General features: G+C 75.3%; 15 protein-coding genes. 9 read left to right on the top strand and 6 right to left on the bottom strand.

Annotated features, from left to right (window positions below):
- Positions 1-175: 175 nt before the first annotated feature.
- Together ACQKQD_RS33375 and ACQKQD_RS33370 are read left to right on the top strand one after the other, a co-directional pair.
- Positions 176-586: an isochorismatase family protein gene (locus ACQKQD_RS33375; protein ID WP_427510887.1), complete on the top strand. Its 411-nt coding sequence runs from the start codon at positions 176-178 to the stop codon at positions 584-586.
- Between the two features lie 425 nt (positions 587-1,011).
- Positions 1,012-1,290 (top strand): hypothetical protein, encoded by a 279-nt coding sequence (locus tag ACQKQD_RS33370; RefSeq protein ID WP_056529510.1) that lies wholly within the window; start codon positions 1,012-1,014, stop codon positions 1,288-1,290.
- A gap of 390 nt (positions 1,291-1,680) precedes the next feature.
- Here the strand turns inward: ACQKQD_RS33370 and ACQKQD_RS33365 are convergent, their stop codons facing one another.
- From ACQKQD_RS33365 to ACQKQD_RS33340, 6 genes are all read right to left on the bottom strand, one after another.
- The gene (locus ACQKQD_RS33365) at positions 1,681-2,670 is read right to left on the bottom strand and encodes a helix-turn-helix domain-containing protein (protein WP_427510886.1); all 990 of its coding nucleotides are present in this window, start codon (positions 2,668-2,670) and stop codon (positions 1,681-1,683) included.
- Positions 2,671-3,108: 438 nt separating this feature from the next.
- Positions 3,109-3,957 carry an ATP-binding cassette domain-containing protein gene (locus ACQKQD_RS33360; RefSeq protein ID WP_427510885.1) on the bottom strand — a complete coding sequence of 283 codons (849 nt, stop codon included), beginning with the start codon at positions 3,955-3,957 and terminating at the stop codon, positions 3,109-3,111.
- On the bottom strand, positions 3,954-4,751 hold the full coding sequence (gene fhuF, locus ACQKQD_RS33355) for a siderophore-iron reductase FhuF (RefSeq protein ID WP_427510884.1): 798 nt from the start codon (positions 4,749-4,751) through the stop codon (positions 3,954-3,956). The genes ACQKQD_RS33360 and fhuF overlap by 4 nt, the downstream gene beginning before the upstream one ends.
- Positions 4,748-6,760: a Fe(3+)-hydroxamate ABC transporter permease FhuB gene (gene fhuB, locus ACQKQD_RS33350; RefSeq protein ID WP_427510883.1), complete on the bottom strand. Its 2,013-nt coding sequence runs from the start codon at positions 6,758-6,760 to the stop codon at positions 4,748-4,750. The genes fhuF and fhuB overlap by 4 nt, the downstream gene beginning before the upstream one ends.
- Complete coding sequence (locus ACQKQD_RS33345) at positions 6,757-7,701, bottom strand: ABC transporter substrate-binding protein (RefSeq protein WP_244527048.1); 945 nt, start codon at positions 7,699-7,701, stop codon at positions 6,757-6,759. Before ACQKQD_RS33345 ends, fhuB begins: the two co-directional genes overlap by 4 nt.
- 115 nt (positions 7,702-7,816) lie before the next feature.
- A complete protein-coding gene (locus ACQKQD_RS33340; protein WP_056529520.1) occupies positions 7,817-9,190 on the bottom strand; it encodes a lysine N(6)-hydroxylase/L-ornithine N(5)-oxygenase family protein in 1,374 nt (457 codons plus the stop codon).
- 440 nt (positions 9,191-9,630) lie between these two features.
- On the opposite strand from ACQKQD_RS33340, the gene ACQKQD_RS33335 reads away from it, so the two are divergent.
- From ACQKQD_RS33335 to ACQKQD_RS33305, 7 genes are all read left to right on the top strand, one after another.
- Positions 9,631-9,864, top strand: a complete 234-nt coding sequence (locus ACQKQD_RS33335; protein WP_020094344.1) for an MbtH family protein — start codon at positions 9,631-9,633, stop codon at positions 9,862-9,864.
- A gap of 2 nt (positions 9,865-9,866) precedes the next feature.
- Positions 9,867-10,583 carry a thioesterase II family protein gene (locus ACQKQD_RS33330; RefSeq protein WP_427510882.1) on the top strand — a complete coding sequence of 239 codons (717 nt, stop codon included), beginning with the start codon at positions 9,867-9,869 and terminating at the stop codon, positions 10,581-10,583.
- Positions 10,584-10,645: 62 nt separating this feature from the next.
- Positions 10,646-11,629 carry a TauD/TfdA family dioxygenase gene (locus tag ACQKQD_RS33325; RefSeq protein WP_056529523.1) on the top strand — a complete coding sequence of 328 codons (984 nt, stop codon included), beginning with the start codon at positions 10,646-10,648 and terminating at the stop codon, positions 11,627-11,629.
- Positions 11,629-13,326 carry a cyclic peptide export ABC transporter gene (locus tag ACQKQD_RS33320; protein ID WP_427510881.1) on the top strand — a complete coding sequence of 566 codons (1,698 nt, stop codon included), beginning with the start codon at positions 11,629-11,631 and terminating at the stop codon, positions 13,324-13,326. Before ACQKQD_RS33325 ends, ACQKQD_RS33320 begins: the two co-directional genes overlap by 1 nt.
- A complete protein-coding gene (locus ACQKQD_RS33315; RefSeq protein WP_427510880.1) occupies positions 13,323-17,807 on the top strand; it encodes a condensation domain-containing protein in 4,485 nt (1,494 codons plus the stop codon). The genes ACQKQD_RS33320 and ACQKQD_RS33315 overlap by 4 nt, the downstream gene beginning before the upstream one ends.
- Positions 17,804-20,977 carry an amino acid adenylation domain-containing protein gene (locus ACQKQD_RS33310; RefSeq protein ID WP_427510879.1) on the top strand — a complete coding sequence of 1,058 codons (3,174 nt, stop codon included), beginning with the start codon at positions 17,804-17,806 and terminating at the stop codon, positions 20,975-20,977. The genes ACQKQD_RS33315 and ACQKQD_RS33310 overlap by 4 nt, the downstream gene beginning before the upstream one ends.
- Positions 20,974-23,007, top strand: a 2,034-nt coding sequence (locus tag ACQKQD_RS33305; protein WP_427510878.1) for a condensation domain-containing protein, incomplete at its 3' end; no start/stop codon positions are given. The genes ACQKQD_RS33310 and ACQKQD_RS33305, both read left to right, overlap by 4 nt.

Raw genomic sequence — 23,007 nt, 5'->3', positions numbered from 1 at the left:
CGCCCCAGGAATTTGCCCTGGCGGCGGCCCTGCAGGCCGCCGAATGAGATCCGGAAGCTCACCTTCCGGCCGGACCAAAATCTGGGGGACCCTCAGGCCGACCCTGCACTAATTTTGAACTCGGACCACCTCGTGGGGGCAGGTCAGTCCGACCTTCCCCGAGTTGGTCGCGGCGTTGCCCGGAAACGAGATCATCGACCGCTCGTCGGTGAACGCCTACGACGACGCGCGCGTCGCCCGGGCGATCGAGGCCACGGGCCGCGAGAAGCTGATCTTCGCCGGCATCTCGCTGGAGGTCTGCGCGGCTTTCCCGCCCATGACAGCCGTCGCCCGCGGCCTCGACGCCTACGTGGCTGTCGACGCCTCCGGGACGTTCAGCGAGACCAAGCGCCAGGCCGGCCTTCTCCGTATGGCGCAGGCGGGCGTGGTCCTGTCCGACTACGCGACGCTGATGGTCGAGATCCTGAAGGACAACGCCCGCCCGGAGGCGGGCCCGGTCTACGCGGCCTTGGACATGCCCTGGGCGACCTTGGTCGGCCAAGTCGCCGCCTCCTTCGGCAGAGTGCACGGCGGAGCGAATGCTTGACCGTTCCCGACACGTGTCAGTTTGCGGCCTGTCCCACAGCGGTCGGCAAGCGGTCGCGCCAGCGGTGTCTGCCGGCCCCGGCTCGACGCAACAATCGAAGCAACACGCGCGTAAGGCCGAGCTCTTAAATCCTTCATTAACCAAAGGCCCGAACGGCCACGAGGGGGAACCGACATGACCACCATCATCGCACGACTGCTGATCGTCATCAGCGTGATCGGCGCCATCGCCTGCGCGCCGATGCTGACGCCCGCATCCGCAGCCGGCCTCCTCGCGCAGACGAGGTGAGCCGTCATGGGCATGCAGTCCGTCATCCTGCTGGTCATCGCCGGCAACTTCGCCTGCGCCTTCCTCATCCCGTATCTGGCGATGACCGGAGCCTGAAGGCGTCTCCTCGGTAGATCTCTCACCCTACGGAGCCGATCATGAGTATCTCGAAGACCGCTTGCCTCACCGCTGTCCTCGGCCTCGTCTCCGACATGGCCTTTGCCCAGCCACAGGCGAGCCAGGAGAACCTGAAGCGCCACTGCATAGGAGATTACCTGGAACATTGCGGCCAGTTCTCGCCCGACGGCGGGGAAGTCCAGGCCTGCTTCCGCGAGAGAGCCGGCCTCCTGACACCGAATTGCTCGATGGCTATCGCCGCTTACCAAGAGGAGCAGAAGGCCGCGAATCCGATCCGGAAGGTCCGCGCCGCACGGTGAAGTCATCCCTTGGCGTATTCGATAAGGTCAGCCGAGCCGGCATCTGCGAAATCCGGCGCGGCACGGAATTTGCCCGTGTCTACCGTCGCCTGCCCTGACCGGGATGCGACCCGCCGCAGGGTATCAACCTTACCGCGCCCGACAGCCCTCGGCGAATGGGGGTTGGATGACCGGTACCGCAAGCCAGCGCACGCGGTGCGCGTTCGCCGCGCACAGTCGAAGGGCGATGCGAAATCCCCTGCGCCGGATCGTGGCGGAGTCCGCCGCTTCTCGAGATTGGGCGCGAATGGAAGCCGAGGTCGGCTTTCCCGCACTCGATGCCCAGAAGCGGACAGGCGGAAGACCACCCCGAACTGCCGTTCCGGGAGCGACCCGAACCGGTCACTCAGGTCACGAGAATGACGGCCGGGACGCGGACGCGCCCGGTTGCTTGTCTCGGCTGTGCGCCTGCCGGTAGTCACACGGGCTCATGCCGTAGCGATCCTTGAAGCGGCGCGCGAAATGCGCCTGGCTGCTGAAACCGCAGCCGTAAGCCAGCATGCCGATCGACAGGTGGGCGCAGGCCGGATCGCCCAGGCGCTTGGCTGCCGCCTCCAGGCGGCGTCCCCAGATGTAGTCGGAGATGTGCCGGCCGCGCTCGTGGAACAGTTCCTGGAGCCGGCGCAGCGACACGCTCATCGCGGCGGCGAGTTGCGGCGGATCCAGGTTCGGGTCGCTCAGGTTCGCCTCGACATAGGCCTTGGCGCGCTGGACCGTGACGTTGCCGTGAACGGAACGGGGTACCTCCTGCGCCATCCGTTCGGCGAGGCTCGCTATGATCAGGTCCGTTCCGATCGCCGCCATGCGCACGGCCGCGTCGGGCGTGAGCTGATCGCCCATGCGCACCAGCTCCTGGAGGAAGGTGTTTGCCAGGGTCGTGGAGGCGAGGTCCGCGCCGACCGTGAGTGCACAGTACAGCCGGGACGGACCCAGCATGGCCTCGAAGCGCTCGCGCGGCAGATCGATGACGAGGGAGATGCCCGTGTCGGCCTCGCAGACGGCCGGGCGTGCGTCGATAACGACGAAGTCGCCCGTCCGGAATACAGCCTCCCGATCGCCTTGCTGGATGGCGTCCTGGCCGGAGAGCTTCATGGACGCGTAGAGGCGGTCGGGCTGCCCATAGCGCCGGATCGCGTCGGGGGTCGCTTCAGTCCGCATGGCGGTGTGTGCCATCTTGGAGATCGGCACAGGCCCGATGCTGGTGACATCCAGCCTGCCCTGAAACGGAACCCCGTGAAGGGGTTGCTGGTCGATCGGGATCAATCGCTCGCAGATCGTCTCGCGCCAGCGCCGGAACGCGTCCTTGGGGTGAATTCCCTCTGTCGAGAAGAACGGTTGCATGCGTAGCCTCGGCACGCTGCGCGCCGTCCCGAAGCGCAGACTGCGGATCCGCAGGGTTATTGTATATAATCTATCATCTCAAGACCGCGGTGCCGGGTGCTTCGCGGCGGTTCTGTCCGCGTCTCAACCCATGCCGTCGGTAAGCGCACCGGCAGGAAACCGCCCCGAGCCGCCACTCCGATCGCACCCAAGCCTGACACGGGACCACCCCGCGGGGGCCGGTCACCGTCTCGGAATCCCTCCGTCCCCGCCAGCGTTGTCGGAGCCGCCGCAACGGCCGCGCTCTTCCCGACGCCTCGATCGTCCAGACGACACGGGGTCACCGCCGGGCGACGACGAGGTCCGCGGCGCGCTGCCACCCGAGTGTCCGGCCGATTCGCGCTCGGACCCTGGGTCCGAGCGTGCCGGATCGCGAGCAGCTGGTCGTCGCGCGCCGGCCTACGATCCGCGCAGGTAGCTCAGCGGCCGACCGGTATCCGGATGCGGCATGACGCCCATCGGGATGTCGTACACGGCGCGCAGCGTGTCCGGGTTCATCAGCGTGCCGGGCGGGCCGTCCGCGATGAGGCGTCCCGAGTGCAGCGCCAGGATGCGGTCGCAGACGCGCGCCGCCATGTTCACGTCGTGCAGGACCACCACGACGCCGAGCCCGTCACGATGGGCGAGATCGCGCACGAGGGCGAGGATCTCGACGGCGTGGGCGACGTCGAGGGCCGAGATCGGCTCGTCGAGCAGCAGGCAGGCGGGCTCCTGCGCGATCATCATCGCGAGCCAGACGCGCTGCCGCTCACCGCCCGACAGCGTGTCGATGAAGCGGTCCGCGAAGGCGGCGACGCCGGTGGCGGCGAGCGCCCGCCGGACCGCCTCACGATCCCGGTCGGCGACGCGGCCGAGGGCGCCGTGCCAGGGATAGCGCCCCAGCGCCACGAGCTCGCGCACGGTCATGCCCGGGACCGGCGGGAGCGCCTGCGGCAGATAGGCGACCTCGCGCGCGAAGGCGCGGTCCTCCCAGGCACTGAGGGCGCGATCCGCGAACGCGATCCGGCCGGCGGTCGGCGCCTGCTGGCGGCCCAGCAGCTTGATCAGGGTCGACTTGCCGGACCCGTTATGGCCGATCAGGCCCACCACCTGCCGCGGCTGGATCACGAGGTCGAGGGGATGCAGCAGGGTGCGTTCGGGGAGACCGAAGCTCGCGCCCTGCAGGGTGAAGAGCGGGGGGGCGCCCGCGGCTTCCGCCGTCGGCGCGCCCCGCGGCCGCGCGACGACCGGCGCATCGGGACCGTTCATGCGGGCCTCCTCGGGCCGTCCGTTCCCGCCGGACCCGCTTCGGGGCGTGCCGGCAGGGGGCAGGCGCCGCAGAGGCTCTGGTCGGGGATGAGGTAGCGCAGGCAGCAGACCTTCCGCACCCGACGCGGCGGCGCGCCCGCCGGCGCGTCCCCCGCCTCCGGGACGTAGCGGATCGGCGCGAACAGCGGGTTGGGCGCGCCGGACCGGCGGCGGCTCGTCAGGACGCTCGCGGCGGCCGCGTGCCCGGTCCGGCCCGCCTGCGGGAGCCCCTCGGTGCGGCGCACCACGAACTCGAAGATGTTGCCGGCATTGCTCCACAGCACGCGCGGCGCCACGCCCGAGACCGCCGCCAGGGCACCGACCAGGGGCGCCAGGTGCGCGTCGATCAGCGCGCCGAAGCGATCCGCCGGCGCCCGCGCCCCGGTCTGCCCGCCGGGCCCGTCGCTCCCCGCGGCGGGGTCGCGCAGCTTGAGCGCCCGCGTCAGCCCGCCGTCGTCCGGGACGATCTCGACGGCGTCGAGGGCCACGGGCAGGACGAGGTCGAGCACGATGTTGGCGGCGAGCGCGGGCACCACCAGCATCGAGAAGTGCTGCTTCGCCCAGATCGACGCGACGGCGCGGGGCTCCGGCGCCGCGAAGGTGCGGGCGAACCGGTCGAGCTGGTCGGTCAGGACGCGCGGATCGAGCAGGTCGGCGCCCCTCACGGAGGGGCGCGGATCCTCCGCGGACACGATCCGATCCCGGTAGCCCTCGAGGGGGCCGACGAACAGGGCGTTCAGCGGGGAGAGAATCATCGGCGCAGCATCAGCCAGACGAAATAGGCGCCCCCGAGAACCGTCGCGACGAGGCCGGCGGGCAACTGCCACGGGAAGGCCGCGACGCGCCCGAGCCAGTCGGCCAGCACCATGATCAGGCCGCCGGCGAGCGTCGCCGCCACCAATTGCTCGGCGGCCCGGCTGAAGCCCAGGCTGCGGGCGAGGTGCGGCCCCATCAGCCCGACGAAGCTCAGGGGGCCGACGAGCAGGGTCGCGGCGCCGGTCAGGATCGCGGCGACCGACAGGACCGTCAGGCGCGCCCGCGCGACCTGGAGCCCGACGGCCCGGCTCGTCTCCGCCCCGAGCGGCAGGATCGTGAGCCAGCGCGCGAGCAGCGGCGTGCCCCCGAGCACCAGGGCCGCGCCGAGGCAGGCGAGCCCGGCCTCGGTCCCGGTGGCGTTGTAGGTCGAGCCCGAGAGCCACGTCAGCAGGGCGGCGGTCCGCGGGTCGGCCGTGGCGAGCAGGAGCGCGATCACCGAGCCGATCAGGCTGGTGAGGGCCGCGCCGACGAGCAGGATCCGGGCGGAGGCGTAGCGCGCCCGGCGGCCCAGGGCCAGGATCGCCAGCAGCGTCGCGAGCGCGCCCGCCGCGGAGGCGGCCAGCATCGCGGCCGGGCCGAGGCCGGGGGCGAGGAACAGGACGAGCACCACCACCAGGGCCGCGCCCGCGGAGACGCCGAACAGCTCGGGGCTCGCGAGGGGGTTCCCGGTCAGCCGCTGCAGCAGCCCGCCCGCGTAGGCGAGCATGGCCCCGGCCCCCAGGGCGGCCAGCGCGCGCGGCGCCCGCCAGGCCAGGAGGGCGCCCGGATCGGGGCTCCACAGCCAGCCCTGGGCATCCCGCCCCAGTGTGAGCGACAGGCCGACGGCCGCGAGGGCGAGGATCGCGAGCGCCCCGATGGCGGGCCACGGCCGGGCGAGACGGACCGGGATAGGCCCCGGCGCCGGCGGCGCCTCGCGCGCGGTGCGCAGACCCAGGATGAGGCCGACCAGCAGGGGTGCGCCGACGAGGGCGGTGACGGCGCCGGTCGGGACACCGCTGCGGCCGATGAGCCGCTGCACGAGCTGATCGGTCAGGACGAGCAGCACCGCCCCGGCCACCGGCCCCCAGAGCAGGCGGTCGCGGAGCCGGCGGGCGCCGCCGTAGCGGGCGATGGCCGGCCCCGCCAGGCCGACGAAGCCGATCACCCCGAGATACCCGGTCACGCTGGCGCCGACCGCGACGCCGAGGGCGAGGGCGGCGAGCCGCGTGCCGGCGGTGGAGACGCCGAGGCCCCGCGCCCCGGCATCGCCGAGCTCGATCAGGGTCAGCGGGCGCGCCAGCAGGCCGGCCGCGAGGGCCGCGAGGGCGAGGCGCGGGACGAGGCCGCGGACGCCGTCCCAGTTGTTCTGGTTCAGCGCGCCGGCCTGCCACGCGTAGAGGTCGGAGAGCGCGTCGAAATGCGCGAGCACCAGCATCCGGTTGGCGGCCTCGGCGGACAGCCCGACCACCAGTCCGGCGAGGATGACGGTGGACGGTGCGTAGCCGCTGCGCCCGCTCAGCAGCAGCACGAGGCCCGTGCACAGGGCCGCCCCGGCGCCGGCGACGGGCTCGTAGCCGTAGATCAGGAGGGCCGGCCACCACAGGGTCGCGAGGGCCAGGGCGAGCTTCGCCCCCGCGAACACGCCGAGGGTGCCGGGCTCGGCCAGCGGGTTGTCGAGCACCTGCTGGAACAGCACGCCGGCGAGGCCGAGGCCGCCGCCCGCCAGGACCGCCATGGCGAGGCGCGGCAGCAGGCTGTCGCGCAGGACGAGCTGCGGCATGTCGCCGTCGGTCGGGTGGAGCAGGGCGGCCCACCACTGCCCGGGCGGCAGGACGGCCGCCAGGTTGGCGTGCAGCAGCGCGGCGCTCACCGCCAGCGCGAGGGCGAGAAGCCCCGCCCCGCGCCAGAGCGGCGAGGCCCCGGACCCGTCGGCTCGCGCCCGCCGCGCTCCGGCCCCGGCCGCGCTCACGCCGGGGCCTTCCCGAGCGCCGCGGCGACCTGACGGGCGAAGCGCGCGGCCGACGGCAGGCCGCCGTTCGGATGGACGACCGGCATGCGGATCACGCGGCCGGCGCGCACGGCGGGCAGCGCCCGCCAGAGCGGGCTGTCGTCGAGGCGCCCGAGGGCGCGCGCGGTCTCGGCGCCGCGGTCGAAGTGGATCAGCGTCGCGTCGGGCACCTCCGCGAGGTCCTCGACCGCGGCGAGCACCGTGCCCGCGCCGCTCTGCCGGCCGGTCCAGGCATTGGTCAGGCCGAGGCGCTGGGCGACCGCGCCGACGGTGCTGCGCGTGCCGAAGACGGCCAGCTGCCGCCCGTCGTCGCGGAAGCGGCAGATGTAGACCGGGCGCCCGGTCCGGCCCGCGAGCGCGGCCCGGGCCTCGGCGAGCGCCCCGTCGGTCCCGGCGACCAGCGCCCGCGCCGCCGCGGCGCGGTCGACGCGGTCCCCCAGGTCGCGGGTCAGCGCGTCGAGGTGGTCGATCGGCTCCCGCGCGCCCGCGACGATGGGCAGCGCCACGACCGGGGCGATCCGGGTCAGCGCGACCTGGATCTGCGCCTGCCACGGCGCGGCGAGGATGAGATCGGGGGCGATCAGGCTGAGGAACTCGAGGTTCGGCTCCTGCAGCGGGCCGAGGTCGAGGACCGAGTCCGGCAGGGGCGGCTGCGCGATGAGCTTCTCGTAGAGCGGCCGGTTGGCGATCGCCACCGGCACGAGGCCGATGGCGAGGAGCGTCTCGGCGAACAACCCGTCGAGGGCGACCACGCGGGCGGCGGGCGCGCCGCCCGTCTCCGCGCGCCGCGGGTCGTCGGACGCACCCGCGGGGGACGCGGCGAAGCCGCCCGGGACGAGGCCCAGGACGCCCGCGGCGAGGCCGGCGAGGAGGGCGCGACGATCGCCGCGCGGGCGGCTCATCCCCATGCGCCGACCCATGCGCCGACCCGTGCGCCGACTCGGGCGAGCGGGCGGCGGATCAACCCGCGGCACGCCTCCGCGCGCCGCGCCCGGCCGGTCCGCGGGACGGCGAGCCTCATGGATGCGCTCCCTGCCGCTCCCAGGCGCGGATCCCGCCGGCGGCGGGCGCGCGCGCCGGGGCGACCGCGCCCCCGTGCCCGTCCTGATCGAGCAGGCTGTCGACGATCTCCTGCGCGCGGACCGGCAGGACCGAGAGCAGGGTGTCGCTCAGACCGTGCGAGGTCTCCGAGTAGCCCTGGACGTAGATGCGCGGGACGAAGCCGGGGCGGGTCGGCACGCGGTAGTCGCGCGCCAGGTCCGGCCCGTCGCGGTAGGGCGCGAGCGGTTCGAGGATCGCCGGGTTCGGGTCGCGCGCGTACCCGGTCGCCAGGACGATGCCGTCGTAGCTGCGCTCCGCCTCGACCTCGGCGTAGCGGTCGACGGTCCGCAGCCTGATCCCGCTTGCGTCGCCGACGGCCGAGAGGATCTCGCTGCGCGGCCGGAGGTGCAGGCGCTGCGGCCCGGAGACCTTCTCCCGGTAGACGATCACGTGGAGCGCCTTGAGCAGGTCGGCGTCGATCACCGCGTAGTTCGTGTTGCGGTAGCTGCGCACGATCGCCGCCCGCCGCTCGCTCGGCTGCGCGTACACGAAGTCGGTGCGGTCGGGGTGGAAGATCTCGTTGACGAACGGCGTCGCGTCCGAGGGCCGGAGGGCGTGGCCGCGGAAGACGAGATCGACCTGCAGCTGCGGGAAGCGGGCGTGGAGATCGTGGCCGATCTCGGCGGCGCTCTGGCCGCCGCCGATCACCGCCACGCGGGCGCCCGGGCGCGACAGGTCGAGCGGGCTGCCCGGGCCGCGCCGGTCGACGTGGTCGAGGTAGCGGCTCGAATGGCAGAGCCGGGGATCGCGCGCCAGGGCGGCGAAGGCGGCGGGCACGTGCGGGGCGCCGCCCACCGCGAGGGCGAGGTCGCGCGTCTGGCGGCGGATCTCGCGGCCCGCGGCGTCGCGGGTGACGACCCACAGGGTCTCGACCGTCCCGTCCGGTCCCGGCCCGGGCTCCACCGCGACCGCGGTCTCGCCGTAGTCGCACCGGTCGGCGAAATGGTCCGCCACCCAGCGGAGATAGTCGTTGAACTCGATCCGGCTGGGATGAAACGTCCCGAGATCGATGAAATCGTGCAGTCGACCCTGGCTGTGCAGGTAGTTCACGAAGGTCAGCGGGCTCGTCGGGTTGCGGAGCGTGACGAGGTCCTTGAGGAACGAGATCTGCATGTCGCTGCCCGGCAGCAGCATGCCGCCGTGCCATCGGAAGTGCGGCTGCCGCTCCAGGAAGCGGTACCGGAGGCCGCGCGCCGCCGGGGTCTCGGCCAGGGCGATCGCCAGGGCGAGGTTCGACGGCCCGAAGCCGACCCCGATGACGTCGCAGAGCGGTGCGGCGCGCGCGGTCATCCGATCGTCTCCTCGTCCGCACGACGGGGTGCGCGCCGGGGCGCGCGGCGAGGTGCGCGGCGATCCTCGCCGCCGCGGCGCACGGGGGCGGCGCCTCCCTCGGGGGAGCCGCGCGTTCCCCCGGCGGGACCGCTCGCAGGCGACCGGAAGCTGGTTCGCGCACACGCCACTGACCGCGTCCCCCGCCAAGCCCCGGACCACGAAACACCCGCCGGCCGCACCCGCCGGCCGCACTGCGTAGCGCGAACCGCCACAGTGATTCAAGGTCTCCGGAAAAAACTTCTGACGATCGAGCAGTAATGAATTAAATTAGAACATTTCAAATATGTAAAAGGGCCCTTGAGTCCGGCGATCTTTCGGCCATGTTATGCGCCGACAAGCGAAGTTCATTGATTCATTGGCGAGGCTGCTCGCAGCTTTCACCTGAACGGGATGCATCGATGGCGTTCGATCGCGAAGATACGCTGTTCTACGTGGTGGTGAATCACGAGGAGCAATACTCGATCTGGCCGAGCTACCGCGACATCCCTGACGGGTGGCGCGCCGTGGGCGATCCGCGCGCGAAGGCCGATTGCCTGGCCTACATCGACGAGGTCTGGACCGACATGCGGCCCCTGAGCCTGCGCCGACACATGGAGGCACAGGAGCGGGACGCGGGCGGCGCGCGGGCGTGACCGTGCCGGGACGAGTCCGGCTGTTCTGCCTGCCCTACGCGGGGGCGAGCGCCGCGGTGTTCGCGCAGTGGCGCCGCGGCCTGCCCGACGCGGTCGACGTCAGGCCCGTCGAGCTGCCGGGGCGCGGCTCCCGGATCGGCGAGGCGCCCTGCACCGACCCGCGGGCGCTGACGCGGCGCCTCGCGGACGAGGTCGCCGGTTCCGTCACGGGCTCCTACGCGCTGTTCGGGCATAGCCTGGGCGCGCTGCTCGCCTTCGAGCTGGCGCACGAACTCCGCGACCGCGGGATCGCGGCGCCGCGCGCGCTGTTCGCCTCCGGATGCGCCGGACCGGCGGTGTGCGACGGGGCGTATTTCCGCCGCCCGCGCAGCGACGCGGACCTGCGCGACGCGCTGTCCGCCTACGGCGCGACGCCGCCGGAGGCGCTGGCCGATCCCGCCCTGATGGCCCTGGTGCTGCCGGTGCTCCGGGCCGATTTCCGGCTGCGCGGCGCCTACACCTACGCGGCGCGCCCGGCGCTGGACTGCCCGATCCAGGCGCTCGGCGGGACGCGGGACGACATCGCCCGCGCCGACCTCGAGGCCTGGGGCCGCGAGACGCGCGGCCCCTTCGACCTCGCGCTGTTCGAGGGCGACCACTTCTTCATCCACGCGCGGCGGGGGCCGGTGCTCGACCTCGTCGGCCGGCGGATCGGCGCGCGGGCCGAGGCCGCGGCCTGAGGCGGCCGCGCCCGCCCATCGGCGGCGCGCGGGCCGGCGGCGCGAACGAACGGGATGTCACCATGGAGGACGCCGTGATGGAACTCGTGACCAAGCCCCTGCGGGACGAGGGTCCTCTGCCGCTCCTGGTCACGCCGCCGGAGGGCGCCGCGGGCGCGGCGCTCGCGGACGCGCTGCCGGCGATCCGGGCCGCGGCCGAGGCGCACCTCCACGCCGCGGGCGGCCTGCTGCTCCGCGGCTTCAGCCTCGACGGGCCCGACGCGTTCCGCAGCTTCGCGGCGGGCTTCGGCCACGACCTCCTGAGCTACGAGTTCGGCTCGACGCCGCGCAGCCCCGTGACCCAGGGGGTCTACACCTCGACCGAGTACCCGCCCCACCAGCACATCCCGCTGCACAACGAGCAGGCCTACGCCCGCGACTGGCCGATGAAGATCTGGTTCTACTGCCAGCAGGCGGCGCCTGAGGGGGGCGAGACGCCGCTGGCCGACAGCCGCGCCATCTACCGCGCCGTGCCCGAGCCGATCCGCGCGCGCTTCGCCGAGCGGGGCCTGATGTACGTGCGCAACTACGGCAACGGGCTCGACGTGGCCTGGGAGCAGGTGTTCGGCACGCAGGACCGGGGGGCGGTCGAGGCGTACTGCGCCGGCCACGGGATCACCTGCGAGTGGAAGCCGGACGGCGACCTCCGCACCCGGCAGGTCTGCCAGGGCACCGCCCGCCACCCCGAGACCGGCGAGCCGGTGTGGTTCAACCAGGCCCACCTGTTCCACGTCTCGAACCTCGAGCCGGAGGTGCGCGCGACCCTCCTCGACCTCGTCGACGAGCCGGACCTGCCGCGCAACGTCTACTACGGCGACGGCAGCCCGATCCCCGACGCGGATCTCGACGCGATCCGCGCCGTGCTCGCCGCGCACACCGTCGTCTTCCCCTGGCAGTCCGGCGACGTGGTGATGCTGGACAACATGCTGACCGCCCACGCGCGGACACCCTTCAAGGGCCCGCGCAAGGTCGTGGTGGCGATGGCGCAAGCCGGCCGCGCGCAGTGATGGCGGCGGCGTTCGCCTTCGCGGAGCCCGGGTCCGCGCCAGGGACCGCGCTGTGGCGCGCCCTCGCGCGGGGCGCCCGCGCCCGGCTCGTGCTGGCCGGCGCGGCGAGCCTCGTCGGCGGGATCGCCACGACGGGCCTGATCGTGCTCATCAACGGGGCGCTCCACGCGTCCGAGCCCGCCCGGGCCGACCGGGTCGCCGCCTTCGCGGCGACCGCCCTCCTCGCCTGCGCGGCGCTCGTCGTCTCGCGCGCCCTCTTCGCCGATCTCGGGCAGCGCGGGCTCGCCGATCTCCGGTCCGCGATCGCCGCGCGCGTCCAGGCCGCCGCGTTCGCGGATCTCGAGGCTGTGGGGAGCGCCCGGGTGCAGGCGCTGGTGACCGAGGACGCCAACCAAGTCGCCAACTTCCTCACGGCGCTGCCCGTGCTCGTCACCAACTGCGCGGTGGTCGCGGCGACCCTCGCCTATCTCGGCTACCTGTCGTTCCCCCTGTTCCTGGCCTCGGCCCTCACGATCGCCCTGGGGGCCGCGGGCTACTCCGCCTGCTACGGCCGCGTCACGCGCCACCTCGCCCGGGCCGGGGCGGAGCAGGACCGCCTCGTCGGACATTTCCAGGCGCTGCACGGCGGCGCCAAGGAGCTGCGCCTCAACCGGGAGAAGGGGCGCCACTTCCTCGACGCGGTCCTGGCGACCGCGATCGCCCGCGTCGCCGACCACCGCCGGCGCGGCCTCGCCCTCCTCGCGCTGGCGGCGGGCTGGGGCCGCATCCTGTTCCTGGCCCTGATCGGGCTCGCGCTGTTCGTCCCCGGGACCGGCGCGCAGAGCCCGGCGGTGACGACCGGGTACGTCATCGCCCTGCTCTACCTGATGGGGCCGCTCGAGGCGGTGCTGAACACGATGCCGCTCGTCAACCTCGCCCGCGTCGGCGCGCGGCGGATCGAGGCGGCCTTCGCCGAGCTGCCGCCCGAGCCGGTCGGCGATCCGGGGACAGGCCCGGCCGCGCCCCGGCGCGACGCCACCGTGACCCTGCGGGGCGTGACCCATCACCGGGCCGATCCGCAGACCGGCGACCGCTTCGACCTCGGCCCGGTCGACCTGACGCTGCGCCCCGGGGAGATCACCTTCCTGGTCGGCGGCAACGGCTCCGGCAAGACCAGCCTCGCCCGGGTGATCGCCGGCCTGCACCCGCCGACCGGCGGGACGCTGTGCCTGGACGGCCGCCCGGTGGCGGGCGCGGCCCTCGCCGGCTACCGCGCGCACGTCGCGGCCGTCTTCTCCGATTTCCACCTGTTCGAGACGCTGCTCGGCCGGCCGGACGCCGCGCGCGAGGCGCAGGCGCGCGCGTGGCTGGCGCGCCTCGGCCTCGACGGCCGCGTCAGCCTCCGGGACGGGGTCTTCTCGACCCGCGATCTCTCGACGGGCCAGCGCAAGCGGCTCGCCCTCCTGGTCGCCTGCCTGGAGGACCGGCCCGTCATGATCTTCGACGAGTGGGCCGCCGACCAGGATCCCGACTCCCGGGCGGCCTTCTACGAGACGCTCCTCCCGGAGCTGGCCGCCGAGGGCCGGACGATCCTCGTCGTCACCCACGACGACCGCTGGTTCGACCGGGCCGACCAGGTCGTGAAGCTCGAGCGCGGCCTCGTGGTGGAGCACCGCGCCGCCCCGCCGCGCGGCCGCCAGGCGGGAGCCGGCGCGTGAGCCTGCACGAGAGCCTGCACGTGGGCCGCGCGCACCGCGCGCCGTCGCCCCACCGGCCCGCGCCGGACGACAGCCTCGTGGCGATCCTGCGGGCGCGGGCGGCCGCCACGCCCGACCGGCTGACCCTGCGCTTCCTCACGGACGGGCGCGCGGTCGGGGCGTCCCTCGACTACGCGGAACTCGACCGGCGGGTCCGCGCCCTCGCGGCGCGCCTCCAGCGCGACGCCGAGCCCGGCGCGCGGGCGCTCATCGCCCTGCCGAGCGGGCCGGACTACGTCGTGGCGTTCTTCGCCTGCCTCTACGCGGGCCTCGTCGCCGTGCCCTCCTTCCCGCCGGAGACGCGGGATCCGCACCACGCGGCCCGCCTCGCCCTGATGATCGCCGACATGGCACCGCGCCACGTCCTGACCGATCGGGCGAACCGCGAGACCGTGGCGGCGACCTGCGCGGGCAGCTCCGTGGGGGCGATCGTCTGCGTCGACGCGGTCGGCAGCGCCGGGGCGGAGACGTGGCGGCCGGTCCCGTGCCCGCCCGACACCCTCGCCTTCCTGCAGTACACGTCGGGCTCGACCGCGAATCCCAAGGGCGTCGAGGTCACGCACGGCAACATCGTCGCCAACGCCCGCTGGCTCGCCGAGGCGATCGCGCCCGGCCCGGACGACGTCTTCGTCTCCTGGCTGCCCCTCTACCACGACATGGGCCTGATCGCGGGGCTGATCGAGCCGATCTTCGCCGGCGCGCCGCTCGTGCTGATGAGCCCGCAGGCCTTCCTCGCCCGGCCCGCCTCGTGGCTCGAGGCGATCGGCGCGCATGGCGGCACGATCAGCGGCGGCCCGGACTTCGCCTACCGGCTGGCCTGCGATCGCGTCGGCGCCGCCGCGCTGGCGGGGCTCGACCTCGCCGGGTGGCGCGTCGCCTACAGCGGTGCCGAGCCGATCCGGCCCCGGACCCTCACCCGCTTCGCCGAGCGCTTCGCCCCGGCGGGCTTCGCGCCGACGGCGCTCAGCCCCGCCTACGGCCTCGCCGAGGCGACCCTCCTCGTCGCGGCCAAGCCCCTGGGCACGCCGTGGCGCCGGCTGAGCGTGGCGCCGGCGGCGCTGGCGGCCGGCCGCGCCGTCGCCGACGAGGCCGGCACCGCCCTCGCGGGCAGCGGCCGGCCGGTCCGGCCCGAGCACCTGCGGATCGTCGACCCGCGCACGGGCCTCCCCTGCCCCGACGGGACGGTCGGCGAGATCTGGCTCAGCGGCCCCTGCGTCGCGCGTGGCTACTGGAACAACCCGGAGGCGACCCGCGCGACCTTCGTGCCCCGCGACGGCGCGACCTGGCTGCGGACCGGGGACCTCGGCTTCCTGAACGGCGGCGAGCTCTTCGTCACCGGGCGCGCCAAGGACCTCATCATCCTGCGCGGCCACAACGTCTATCCGCAGGACGTGGAGACGGCGGTCGAGGCGCGCGTGCCGGCTCTCCGCCCGGGGCGGGTCGCGGCCTTCGCGGTCGAGGGCCCGGCGGGCGAGGCGATCGGGATCGCCGCCGAGATCGGCCGGAGCGCCGCCGCCCGCGCGCCGGAGATCGCCGCCGCGGTCGACGCCGCGCTGGCGGAGGTGCTGGCCGAGCCGGCGGAACTCGTGGCCCTGCTGGCGCCGGGCACCCTGCCCAAGACCACGAGCGGGAAGCTCCGGCGCGGCGCGTGCCGGGACGGCCTCGCGGCCGGCGACCTCACCCCCCTCCACCTCTACCGGCGCCCGCAGGGTGCCCCGTCGCCGGATGAGCCGCCCCGGAGCGCGACGGAGCGCGCCCTCGCGGCGATCTGGAGCGATCTCCTCGGCCTCGACGAGGTCTCGCGCGGGCGCGGCTTCCTGGAACTCGGCGGCCACTCGCTCCTGGCGATGCGCGCCGTCGACCGCGTCCGCGCCGCCTTCGGGGTCGCCCTGCCGCTGCGCGACCTGTTCGCGGCCCCGACCCTCGCCGACCTCGCGGCGCGGATCGACGCGCTGCCCCGCGACGCGGTGCCGGCGCCCGCGCTCCTGCCGAATGCGGGCCCGCCCCTGCTGTCGCTCGGCCAGCAGCGGCTCTGGCTGGCCGAGCGGCTCGGCGACCCGGCCGGGCGCGGCGCCTACGTCATGGTCGGACATATCCGGTTCGGAGGCCCGCTGGAGCCCGACCGGCTCGCCGCGGCCCTGCGCCGGGTCGTCGCCCGGCACGCCGTGCTGCGGACCGGCTATCCGACCGGCGAGGACGGCCTTCCGGAGCCCCGGATCGCCGAGGCGGTCGCCCTCGACGTGCCCGTCGACGACCTCACCGGCCTCGATCCGGGCGCCCGCGAGATCCGGGTCGCCGCGTGCGAGGCCGCGGAGGCGGCCGCGCCGTTCGACCTCGCCGTGCCGCCGCTCCTGCGCGCCCGGCTCCTGCGCCTGGCCGCCGACGATCACCGCCTCGTCCTGGCCCTCCACCACCTCGTCGGCGACGGCTGGTCGGTCGGCGTGCTGCTCTCCGAACTCGGGGCCGCCTATCGCGGCGCGGAGGCGCCGCCCCTCCCCGTCCAGTACGCGGATTTCGCGCGCTGGCACCGGGCGGCCGTGGACCGCGCGGCGGCGGCCGAGACCGCGTTCTGGCGCGGGCACCTCGCGGAGGTGCCCGTCCTGCTGCCCCTGCCGACCGACCGGCCGCGGCCGGCGGTCCCGTCGCAGGCCGGCGGCTCCGTCCGCTTCGAACTGCCGGGGCCGCTGGTCGCCCGCTTGGCGGAGCTGGGCCGGGCGCGCGGCGCCTCGCCGTTCGTCGTGCTGCTCGCGGGCTTCCAGGCCCTGCTCCATCGGCTGAGCGGGGCCGAACGCTTCGTGGTCGGCACCGACGTCGCGGGCCGGCCGCACCCCGAGCTGGCCGGGCTGATCGGCTTCTTCGTCAACGTGCTACCGATCCGGGCGCGCCTCGACGGCGCCCCGTCCTTCGCCGCGCTGATCGAGCGCGTCCGCGAGGACGTCCTCGCCGCCTTCGAGCACGCCACCCTGCCCTTCGACCGGATCGTCGACGCCCTCGACATCCCGCGCGCCCGCGCCCGGCCACCCCTCGTCCAGGCCCTGTTCGTGATGCAGAACGCGCCGCCCGGCGATTTCGGGGTCCCGGGGCTCGCGGCCGAGGCCCGGGCGGCCAGCGCGCACGGCTCGAAGTTCGAGATGGCGCTCTTCCTCGACCCGCCCGCGCCGGGGGGCGGGATCGCGGCCGAGTGGGTCTTCGCCACGGCCCTGTTCACCCCCGAACGCGTCGCGCGCCTCGCGGAGGCCTACGCGACCCTGCTCGCCGCCGCCGCCGCCGCGCCCGCGGCCCCGCTCCCGACCCTGCTGCCCGACCGGCCCGACCTTCTGCCCGCGCTCCCGCCCTCACGAGACCCGGAGGACCCCGTCATGTCGAACACCGCCCCGTCGCTCCCGCGCACCGGCCGCCTGGAAGCGAAGCTCGACAAGCTCAAGGGACTGGGCGCCGGCAAACCCGCCGCCGCCGCGGGCGAGCCGGCCCGCCTCTCGACCCTGGCGCCCGGGCGCGACTTCCCCCTCGTGATCGAGCCGCTGTCGGCCGACGTCGACGCGGTGGCCTGGGCGACCGCCCAGCGCGACTGGGTCGAGGGCAAGCTGCGCCGCCACGCCGGCCTGCTGCTGCGCGGCTTCGGCATCGCGACCCCGCAGGAATTCGAGGCCTTCGCCGAGGCGCTCCAGCCCGGCCTCTACGGCGGGTACGGCGACCTACCCAAGAACGAGGGCGGGAAGAACACCTACCGCTCGACGCCCTACCCCGAGCGGGAGATGATCCTCTACCACAACGAGAGCAGCCACCTGCATGCCTGGCCGCGCAAGCAGTGGTTCTTCTGCCAGCAGCCGTCGCCGGTGGGCGGCGCGACGCCCATCGTCGACTGCCGCGCGCTGTACCGGCAGCTGCCGCCGGCGATCGCCGACCGCTTCGAGCGCCTGGGGCTGATCTACGTCCGCACCTTCACGGAGCGCTTCGACGTCGACTGGCGCCGGTTCTTCCACACCGAGGATCGCGCGGCCGTGGAGGCCCGCTGCCGGGCCGAGGGCGTCGACTTCGCCTGGCTCGACGCGGACACGCTCCAGACCCGCACGCGCTGCCCGGCGGTGATCACCCACCCGCTGACCGGCGAGAAGTCGTTCTTCAACCAGGTGCAGCTGCACCACCCGCGCTGCCTCGACCCCGAGGTGCGCGCCGACCTCCTCGGCCTCGTGGGGCCGGAGCGGATGCCGCGCGACGTGCTCTACGGCGACGGCACGCCGATCGAGGACGCGGTGATGGACGAGGTCGGCCGCCTCTACGAGGCGATCGCCGTGCGCTTCGACTGGCGCCCCGGCGACGTCGTGATGCTCGACAACATGCTCGCCGCCCATGCCCGCGACCCCTACGAGGGGCCGCGCCGGATCGTCGTCGCCATGGGCGACATGGTCGAGCGCGGCGCGGTCACGGGAGCGGCGGCATGACCGGCGCGGCGATGACCGGCCCGGCGATGACCGGCGCGGCGATGACCGGGGCGCCGGCCTCCCTCGCGGCGGCGCCGACCCGGGCGCTGACCCCCGAGCAGCGCGCCTGCCTCGACGAGACCGGCACCGCGCCGAATCTCGTCGCCGAGATCGACCTGCCCGGGCCGGTCGAGGCGGACCGCCTCCGCCGCGGCCTCGCCGCGGTCGCCGCCCGCCACGACGTCCTGCGCACCGCCTTCGTGCGCGAACCGGGCTTCCGCGGCCTGCGGCAGGCCGAGGCCGGCGCGCCCGCTATCCCGCTCGATACCGGCGCGCCGCAGGGAGACGTCGGGACCGTCGGCCTCGCGCCGGAGCGCGGCCAGACCCTCGCGGCCGTCCTCCTGCCGGGCGCGACGCCGCGGCTGCGCCTCGTCGCCAGCGCCCTCGCGGTCGATGCCGGCAGCCTCGACCGCGTCCTGTCGGAGGTCGCGGCCGCCTGCGCGGACGACGCGGCACCCGGCGCCGATCCCGAGGCCGCGACCTACGCCCAGTACGCGGAGTGGCGCGAGGCGGTCGCCGCCGACGACGCGGACGGCGAGGGCCAAGCCTACTGGCGGGACCAGATCGGCGCGGGCGCGGCGCCCCTCCGGCTGCCCTATCGCCAAGGGTCGGCCGCCGACGCGGTGGAGGAGCCGGCCGCCGCGATCCGGCTGAGTCGGGCCGTCGACGCCGCCGTCACGGACGCCTTCGCGCGGGCGCTGGCCCGGCCGGACCTCGCCGCGGCCGGCGCCGAGGCCGTGCTCCAGGCCGCGTGGTGGCTGCTCGTGGCGCGCCTCGCCGAGCGGACAGAGATCCTCGCTGGCTGGGCGCACGATTGCCGGCGCGACTACGCGGTCTTCGCCGGCACGGTCGGCGTCTTCACCAAGACGCTGCCCCTGCGCCTCGTCCTCCCACCGGAGACCAGCGTCTCGGAGGCCGCGGCCGGTCTCGCCGCGCGGCTCGACGAGCACCGCGCCTTCCAGGAACTCTGCCCCCTCGACGCGGCCGGCGACGACCGCCGCCCCGCGGTCGGCTTCGCGCTCGCGGCTCAGGGGGCCGCGCAGGACCGGCTCCTGCCCGGACCCGCCGGGTTCGAGCTCTGCCTGGAGCCGGCCCTCGACGCGGAGGGGCACCTCGCCGCGCTGACCTTGCACGCCGACCCGCGCCGCTACGCGGTGGAGGCCCTGGAGACCCTGCTCGATCAGGTCGAGACGCTGCTCGCCCGCCTGCCCGCGAAGGCCGCGACGCCCTTCGCGACCTACCCGCTCGTCGGCGCGCGCGAGGAGGTGCGCCTGCGCGCCTTCGGCCGCCCGGCCGCCCGCGCCCTGCCGGCGGAGACCCTTCCGGTCCTCGTCGCCCGCCACGCGGCGACGGCGCCGGACGCCCCCGCTCTCGTCGGCGCCGGCCGCACCCTGTCGTACGCCGCGCTGGAGGACCGCGTCGCGCGCCTCGGCGCCTGGTTCGCCGCGCGCGGCGTCGGTCCCGAGCGCGTCGTCGCCCTGGACCTGCCGCGCTCCGTCGACCTCGTGGTGGCGATCCTCGCGGTCTGGCGCGCGGGGGGCGCCTACCTGCCCCTCGACCCGGCCTGGCCGCAGGCCCGCCGCGACCGCCTGATCGCGCTCGCCCGGCCCGCGCTGACCGTGGCGCTCTCGGCCGACCCCGCGGCCGGCCGGCACGCCCTCGGGGCGATCCTCGACGGCCTCGGTGAGGCCCGGCACCCCGCCGAGGCCCGGGACCCCTCCGACATGGCCTGCCTGCTCTTCACCTCCGGCTCGTCCGGGACGCCGAAGGGCGTGGTGATCGAGCACGCCCAGATCCGCGCCTACGCGGAGGCCGTCATCGACGCCCTCGACCTGTCCGGTCACGGGCGCTTCGCGCTGACCTCCACGGTGGCGGCCGACCTCGGCAACACCATGCTGTTCGCGGCGCTGCGCCTCGGCGCCTGCCTCGTGGTCGCCGACGAGGCCGAGATGGCCGACGGCCCGGCCTTCGCGCGCTTCCTGCGCGGCAACGCCGTCGCCTGCGCGAAACTGGTCCCGTCCCACCTCGCCGCCCTCCTCGACGGCGTCGAGGACCCCGCGCTGCCCGCCCTGCTGGTGCTCGGCGGCGAGCCGACGCCGGCCGCCCTGGTCCGGCGGATCCGGGCGGCGGCGCCGACGACGCGGATCGCCAACCATTACGGTCCCACCGAGGCCTGCGTCGGCGTGCTGGTGCATCCGGACGCGGCCACCGCGCCGCCGGACGAGAGCCTGCCGCTGAGCCGCGTGATCGCCGGCAGCGAGGCCTACATCCTCGACGCGGCGGGCGCGCTCGCGCCGACCGGCGCGGTCGGCGTGCTCCACCTCGGGGGCGCCCAGATCTGCCGCGGCTACCTCCCGGGCACGGAGGCCGGCGGCGCGGGCGCGTTCTCGCCCAACCCCTTCGGAGCGGGGCGGCTCTACCGCACCGGCGACCGGGCCCGCCTGCTGCCCGGCGGCCGCCTCGTGCTCGCCGGGCGGGCCGACGACCAGATCAAGCTGCGCGGCCACCGCGTCGAGCCGGGCGAGGTCGAGGCCGCGCTGGCGGGCCTCGCCGGCGTGAGCCAGGCGGCGGTGCGCCCGTTCACGGGGCCGGACGGCGCGACCGGGCTCGCGGCCTACGTGGTCGCCGACCCCGAGCGGACACCCGCCGCGCTCCTCGCGGCGCTGGCCGAAACTCTGCCCGCCGCGTGGCTGCCCGCCCCGATCCTGCGCCTCGACAGCCTGCCGCGGCTGGCCAACGGCAAGATCGACCGCGCCGCCCTGCCCCGTCCGGACGTTCATCCGGACGCGGACACGGGCGTCCCGCCGCGCACGGCGCTCGAGACCGTGCTCACCGACGCCATGGCCGAGCTGCTGGGCCTCCCGGCGGAGCGCCTCGGCGCCGCGGGCGACTTCTTCGCGGCCGGCGGCAACTCGCTCCTCGTCATCAAGCTGACGGCGCGCATCCGCAAGCTGCTCAAGGTCGAGATCCCCCCGAGCCTGGTCTTCGACCACAGCACGCCCGCGACCCTCGCCGCGGCGCTCGGCACCTACGCCCCGCCGGACGCGATCGAGGAGACGGCGAGCCTGCGCCTGGAACTCGCCGGCCTGAGCGAGACCGAGCGCGCCGGCCTCGCCGGGGTGGGCGCGTGACCGGGGTCGGCGCGCGCGACGCGGCGCGGCGCGCGGCCCTCGCCCGCCTGCTGCGGGAGGACGCCGAGGCGGCCGACAGCATCCCGCGGCACGCCGGCGGCCCGGCGCCCCTGTCGTTCCCGCAGGCGCGGCTCTGGTTCCACCAGCGCTACGACCCGGAGAGCCCGGCCTACCACTCGGCCCGGGCCTTCCGCCTCACCGGCCCCCTCGACGTCCCGGCGCTCGAGGGCGCGTTCCGGAGCCTGATCGCCTGTCACGACGTCCTGCGCACGGCGCTGGCGGATACCGCCGACGGCCCGCGCCAGATCCTGCACCCGCACGTACCGTTCGAACTCGAGCGCGTCCCGGCCCTCGACGGTGACCCGGGCGCGGCGCTGCGCGCCTTGAGCCGCCGCCCCTTCGATCTCACCCGCGCGCCGCCGCTGCGCGCGGTCCTGTCGGAGGCGGGTCCGGCGGGCGGGCGCGTCCTCCTCGTGGTGATGCACCACATCGCGGTGGACGCGTGGTCGACGGCGCGGCTCTTCCGGGATCTGGCGCAGGCCTACCGCGCGGCCCTCGCCGATCCCACGCGGATCGGGCAGCCGCTGCCCGCCCCGCGCCTGCGCTTCGTGGATTTCGCCGCGTGGCAGCGCGCCCGGTTCGACGGCGCGGCCGGGTCCGCGGCGATCGCGCGCGGGCGCCGCTACCTCGGCGACGCCGTCCCGGCCCTGGACCTGCCCCTCGACTATCCCCGCCAGCCCCTGGCGAACCGCCCGGGCGGGCGGGTCGACTTCATCCTGCCCGCCGACCTCGCCGGCGCGGTGGCCGCGTTCTGCCAGTCGCAGGCGTGTCCGCCCTTCGTGGCGCTGCTGGCGTCGTGGCAGGTGCTGCTCGCCCGCCTGAGCGGCCAGACGGACTTCGCCGTCGGCGTGCCGAACGCCGCCCGCACCCGCCCCGAGCTGCAGGACCTCGTCGGCTTCCTCGTCAACACGCAGGTCTACCGCGTCCGCCTCGATCCGCGCGGGAGCTTCCGCGATCTCTGCGCGCGGCTGCGCGGCGAGGCGATGGCGTTCCTGGCCGAGGACGACGTCCCCTTCGAGCGCCTCGTCGCGGAGACCGGGATCGCGCGCGACGCCGCGACCACGCCGGTCTTCCAGGCGGCGTTCAACTTCCGCCCCAGCCGGGATGCCGCCCCCCTCGACCTCGCGGGGGTCGCGGCGGCGCGGATCGACGTCGACGTGGCGAGCGCCAAGTTCGACGTCGCCCTCGACGTCGCGGCCGACGGGACCGGCATCGATTGCCAGCTCGAGTACGATGCCGGCCTGATCGCGGACGCCACAGCCCGGCGCTGGCGCGACGGGTTCCTCGCCCTGCTGCGCGCCCTCGTCGCGGCGCCGGACCGGCCCATCCACGCGGCGAGCGCGCTCACGGCCTCCGACCGGGCGGTGATCGGGTCGGCGAACGCGACCGCGCGGGCCTACCCGGACGGCGCCGGCGACGTCCTCGCCGCCTTCGCAGACCACCGCGCGCACGATCCCGACGCGATCGCGGTGACCGACGCCCGGACCAGCCTGACCCGCGCCGGCCTCGACGCCCGCGCCACCGCCATCGCCCGACGCCTCGCCCGCGCCGGCGCCCGACCCGAGCGCGTCGTCGGACTCCTCCTCGAGCGCACCTGCGACCTGCCCGCCGCCTGGCTCGCCGTCCTCAGGACCGGCGCCGCCATCCTCCCCCTCAACCCCGAACTGCCCGCAGCCCGCCTCGCCGCCCTCGCCGCCGAGGCCGACCTCCTCCTCACCCAGCCCGAACTCGCCGACCGACACCCCGCCCTCGCCGACGCCGCAGGGCGAGCGCCCCTCGTCCTCGACGCCGATCCGGATACCGATCCGGATGCCGATCCGGATACCGACGCGGACGACGACAGCGCCCGGCCCGTCAGGCCCCGCACCCGAGCCTCCCACCCGGACGCGCTCGCCTACGTCCTGCACACCTCCGGCTCCACCGGCACCCCCAAGGCCTGCGCCAACACCCACGCCGCCCTCGCCAACCGC

This window comes from Methylobacterium sp. NPDC080182 (assembly GCF_050281105.1).
Lineage (GTDB): Bacteria > Pseudomonadota > Alphaproteobacteria > Rhizobiales > Beijerinckiaceae > Methylobacterium.
Note: the sequence above shows the minus strand (reverse complement) of the source record. Positions and strands in the feature narration are given on the sequence as shown.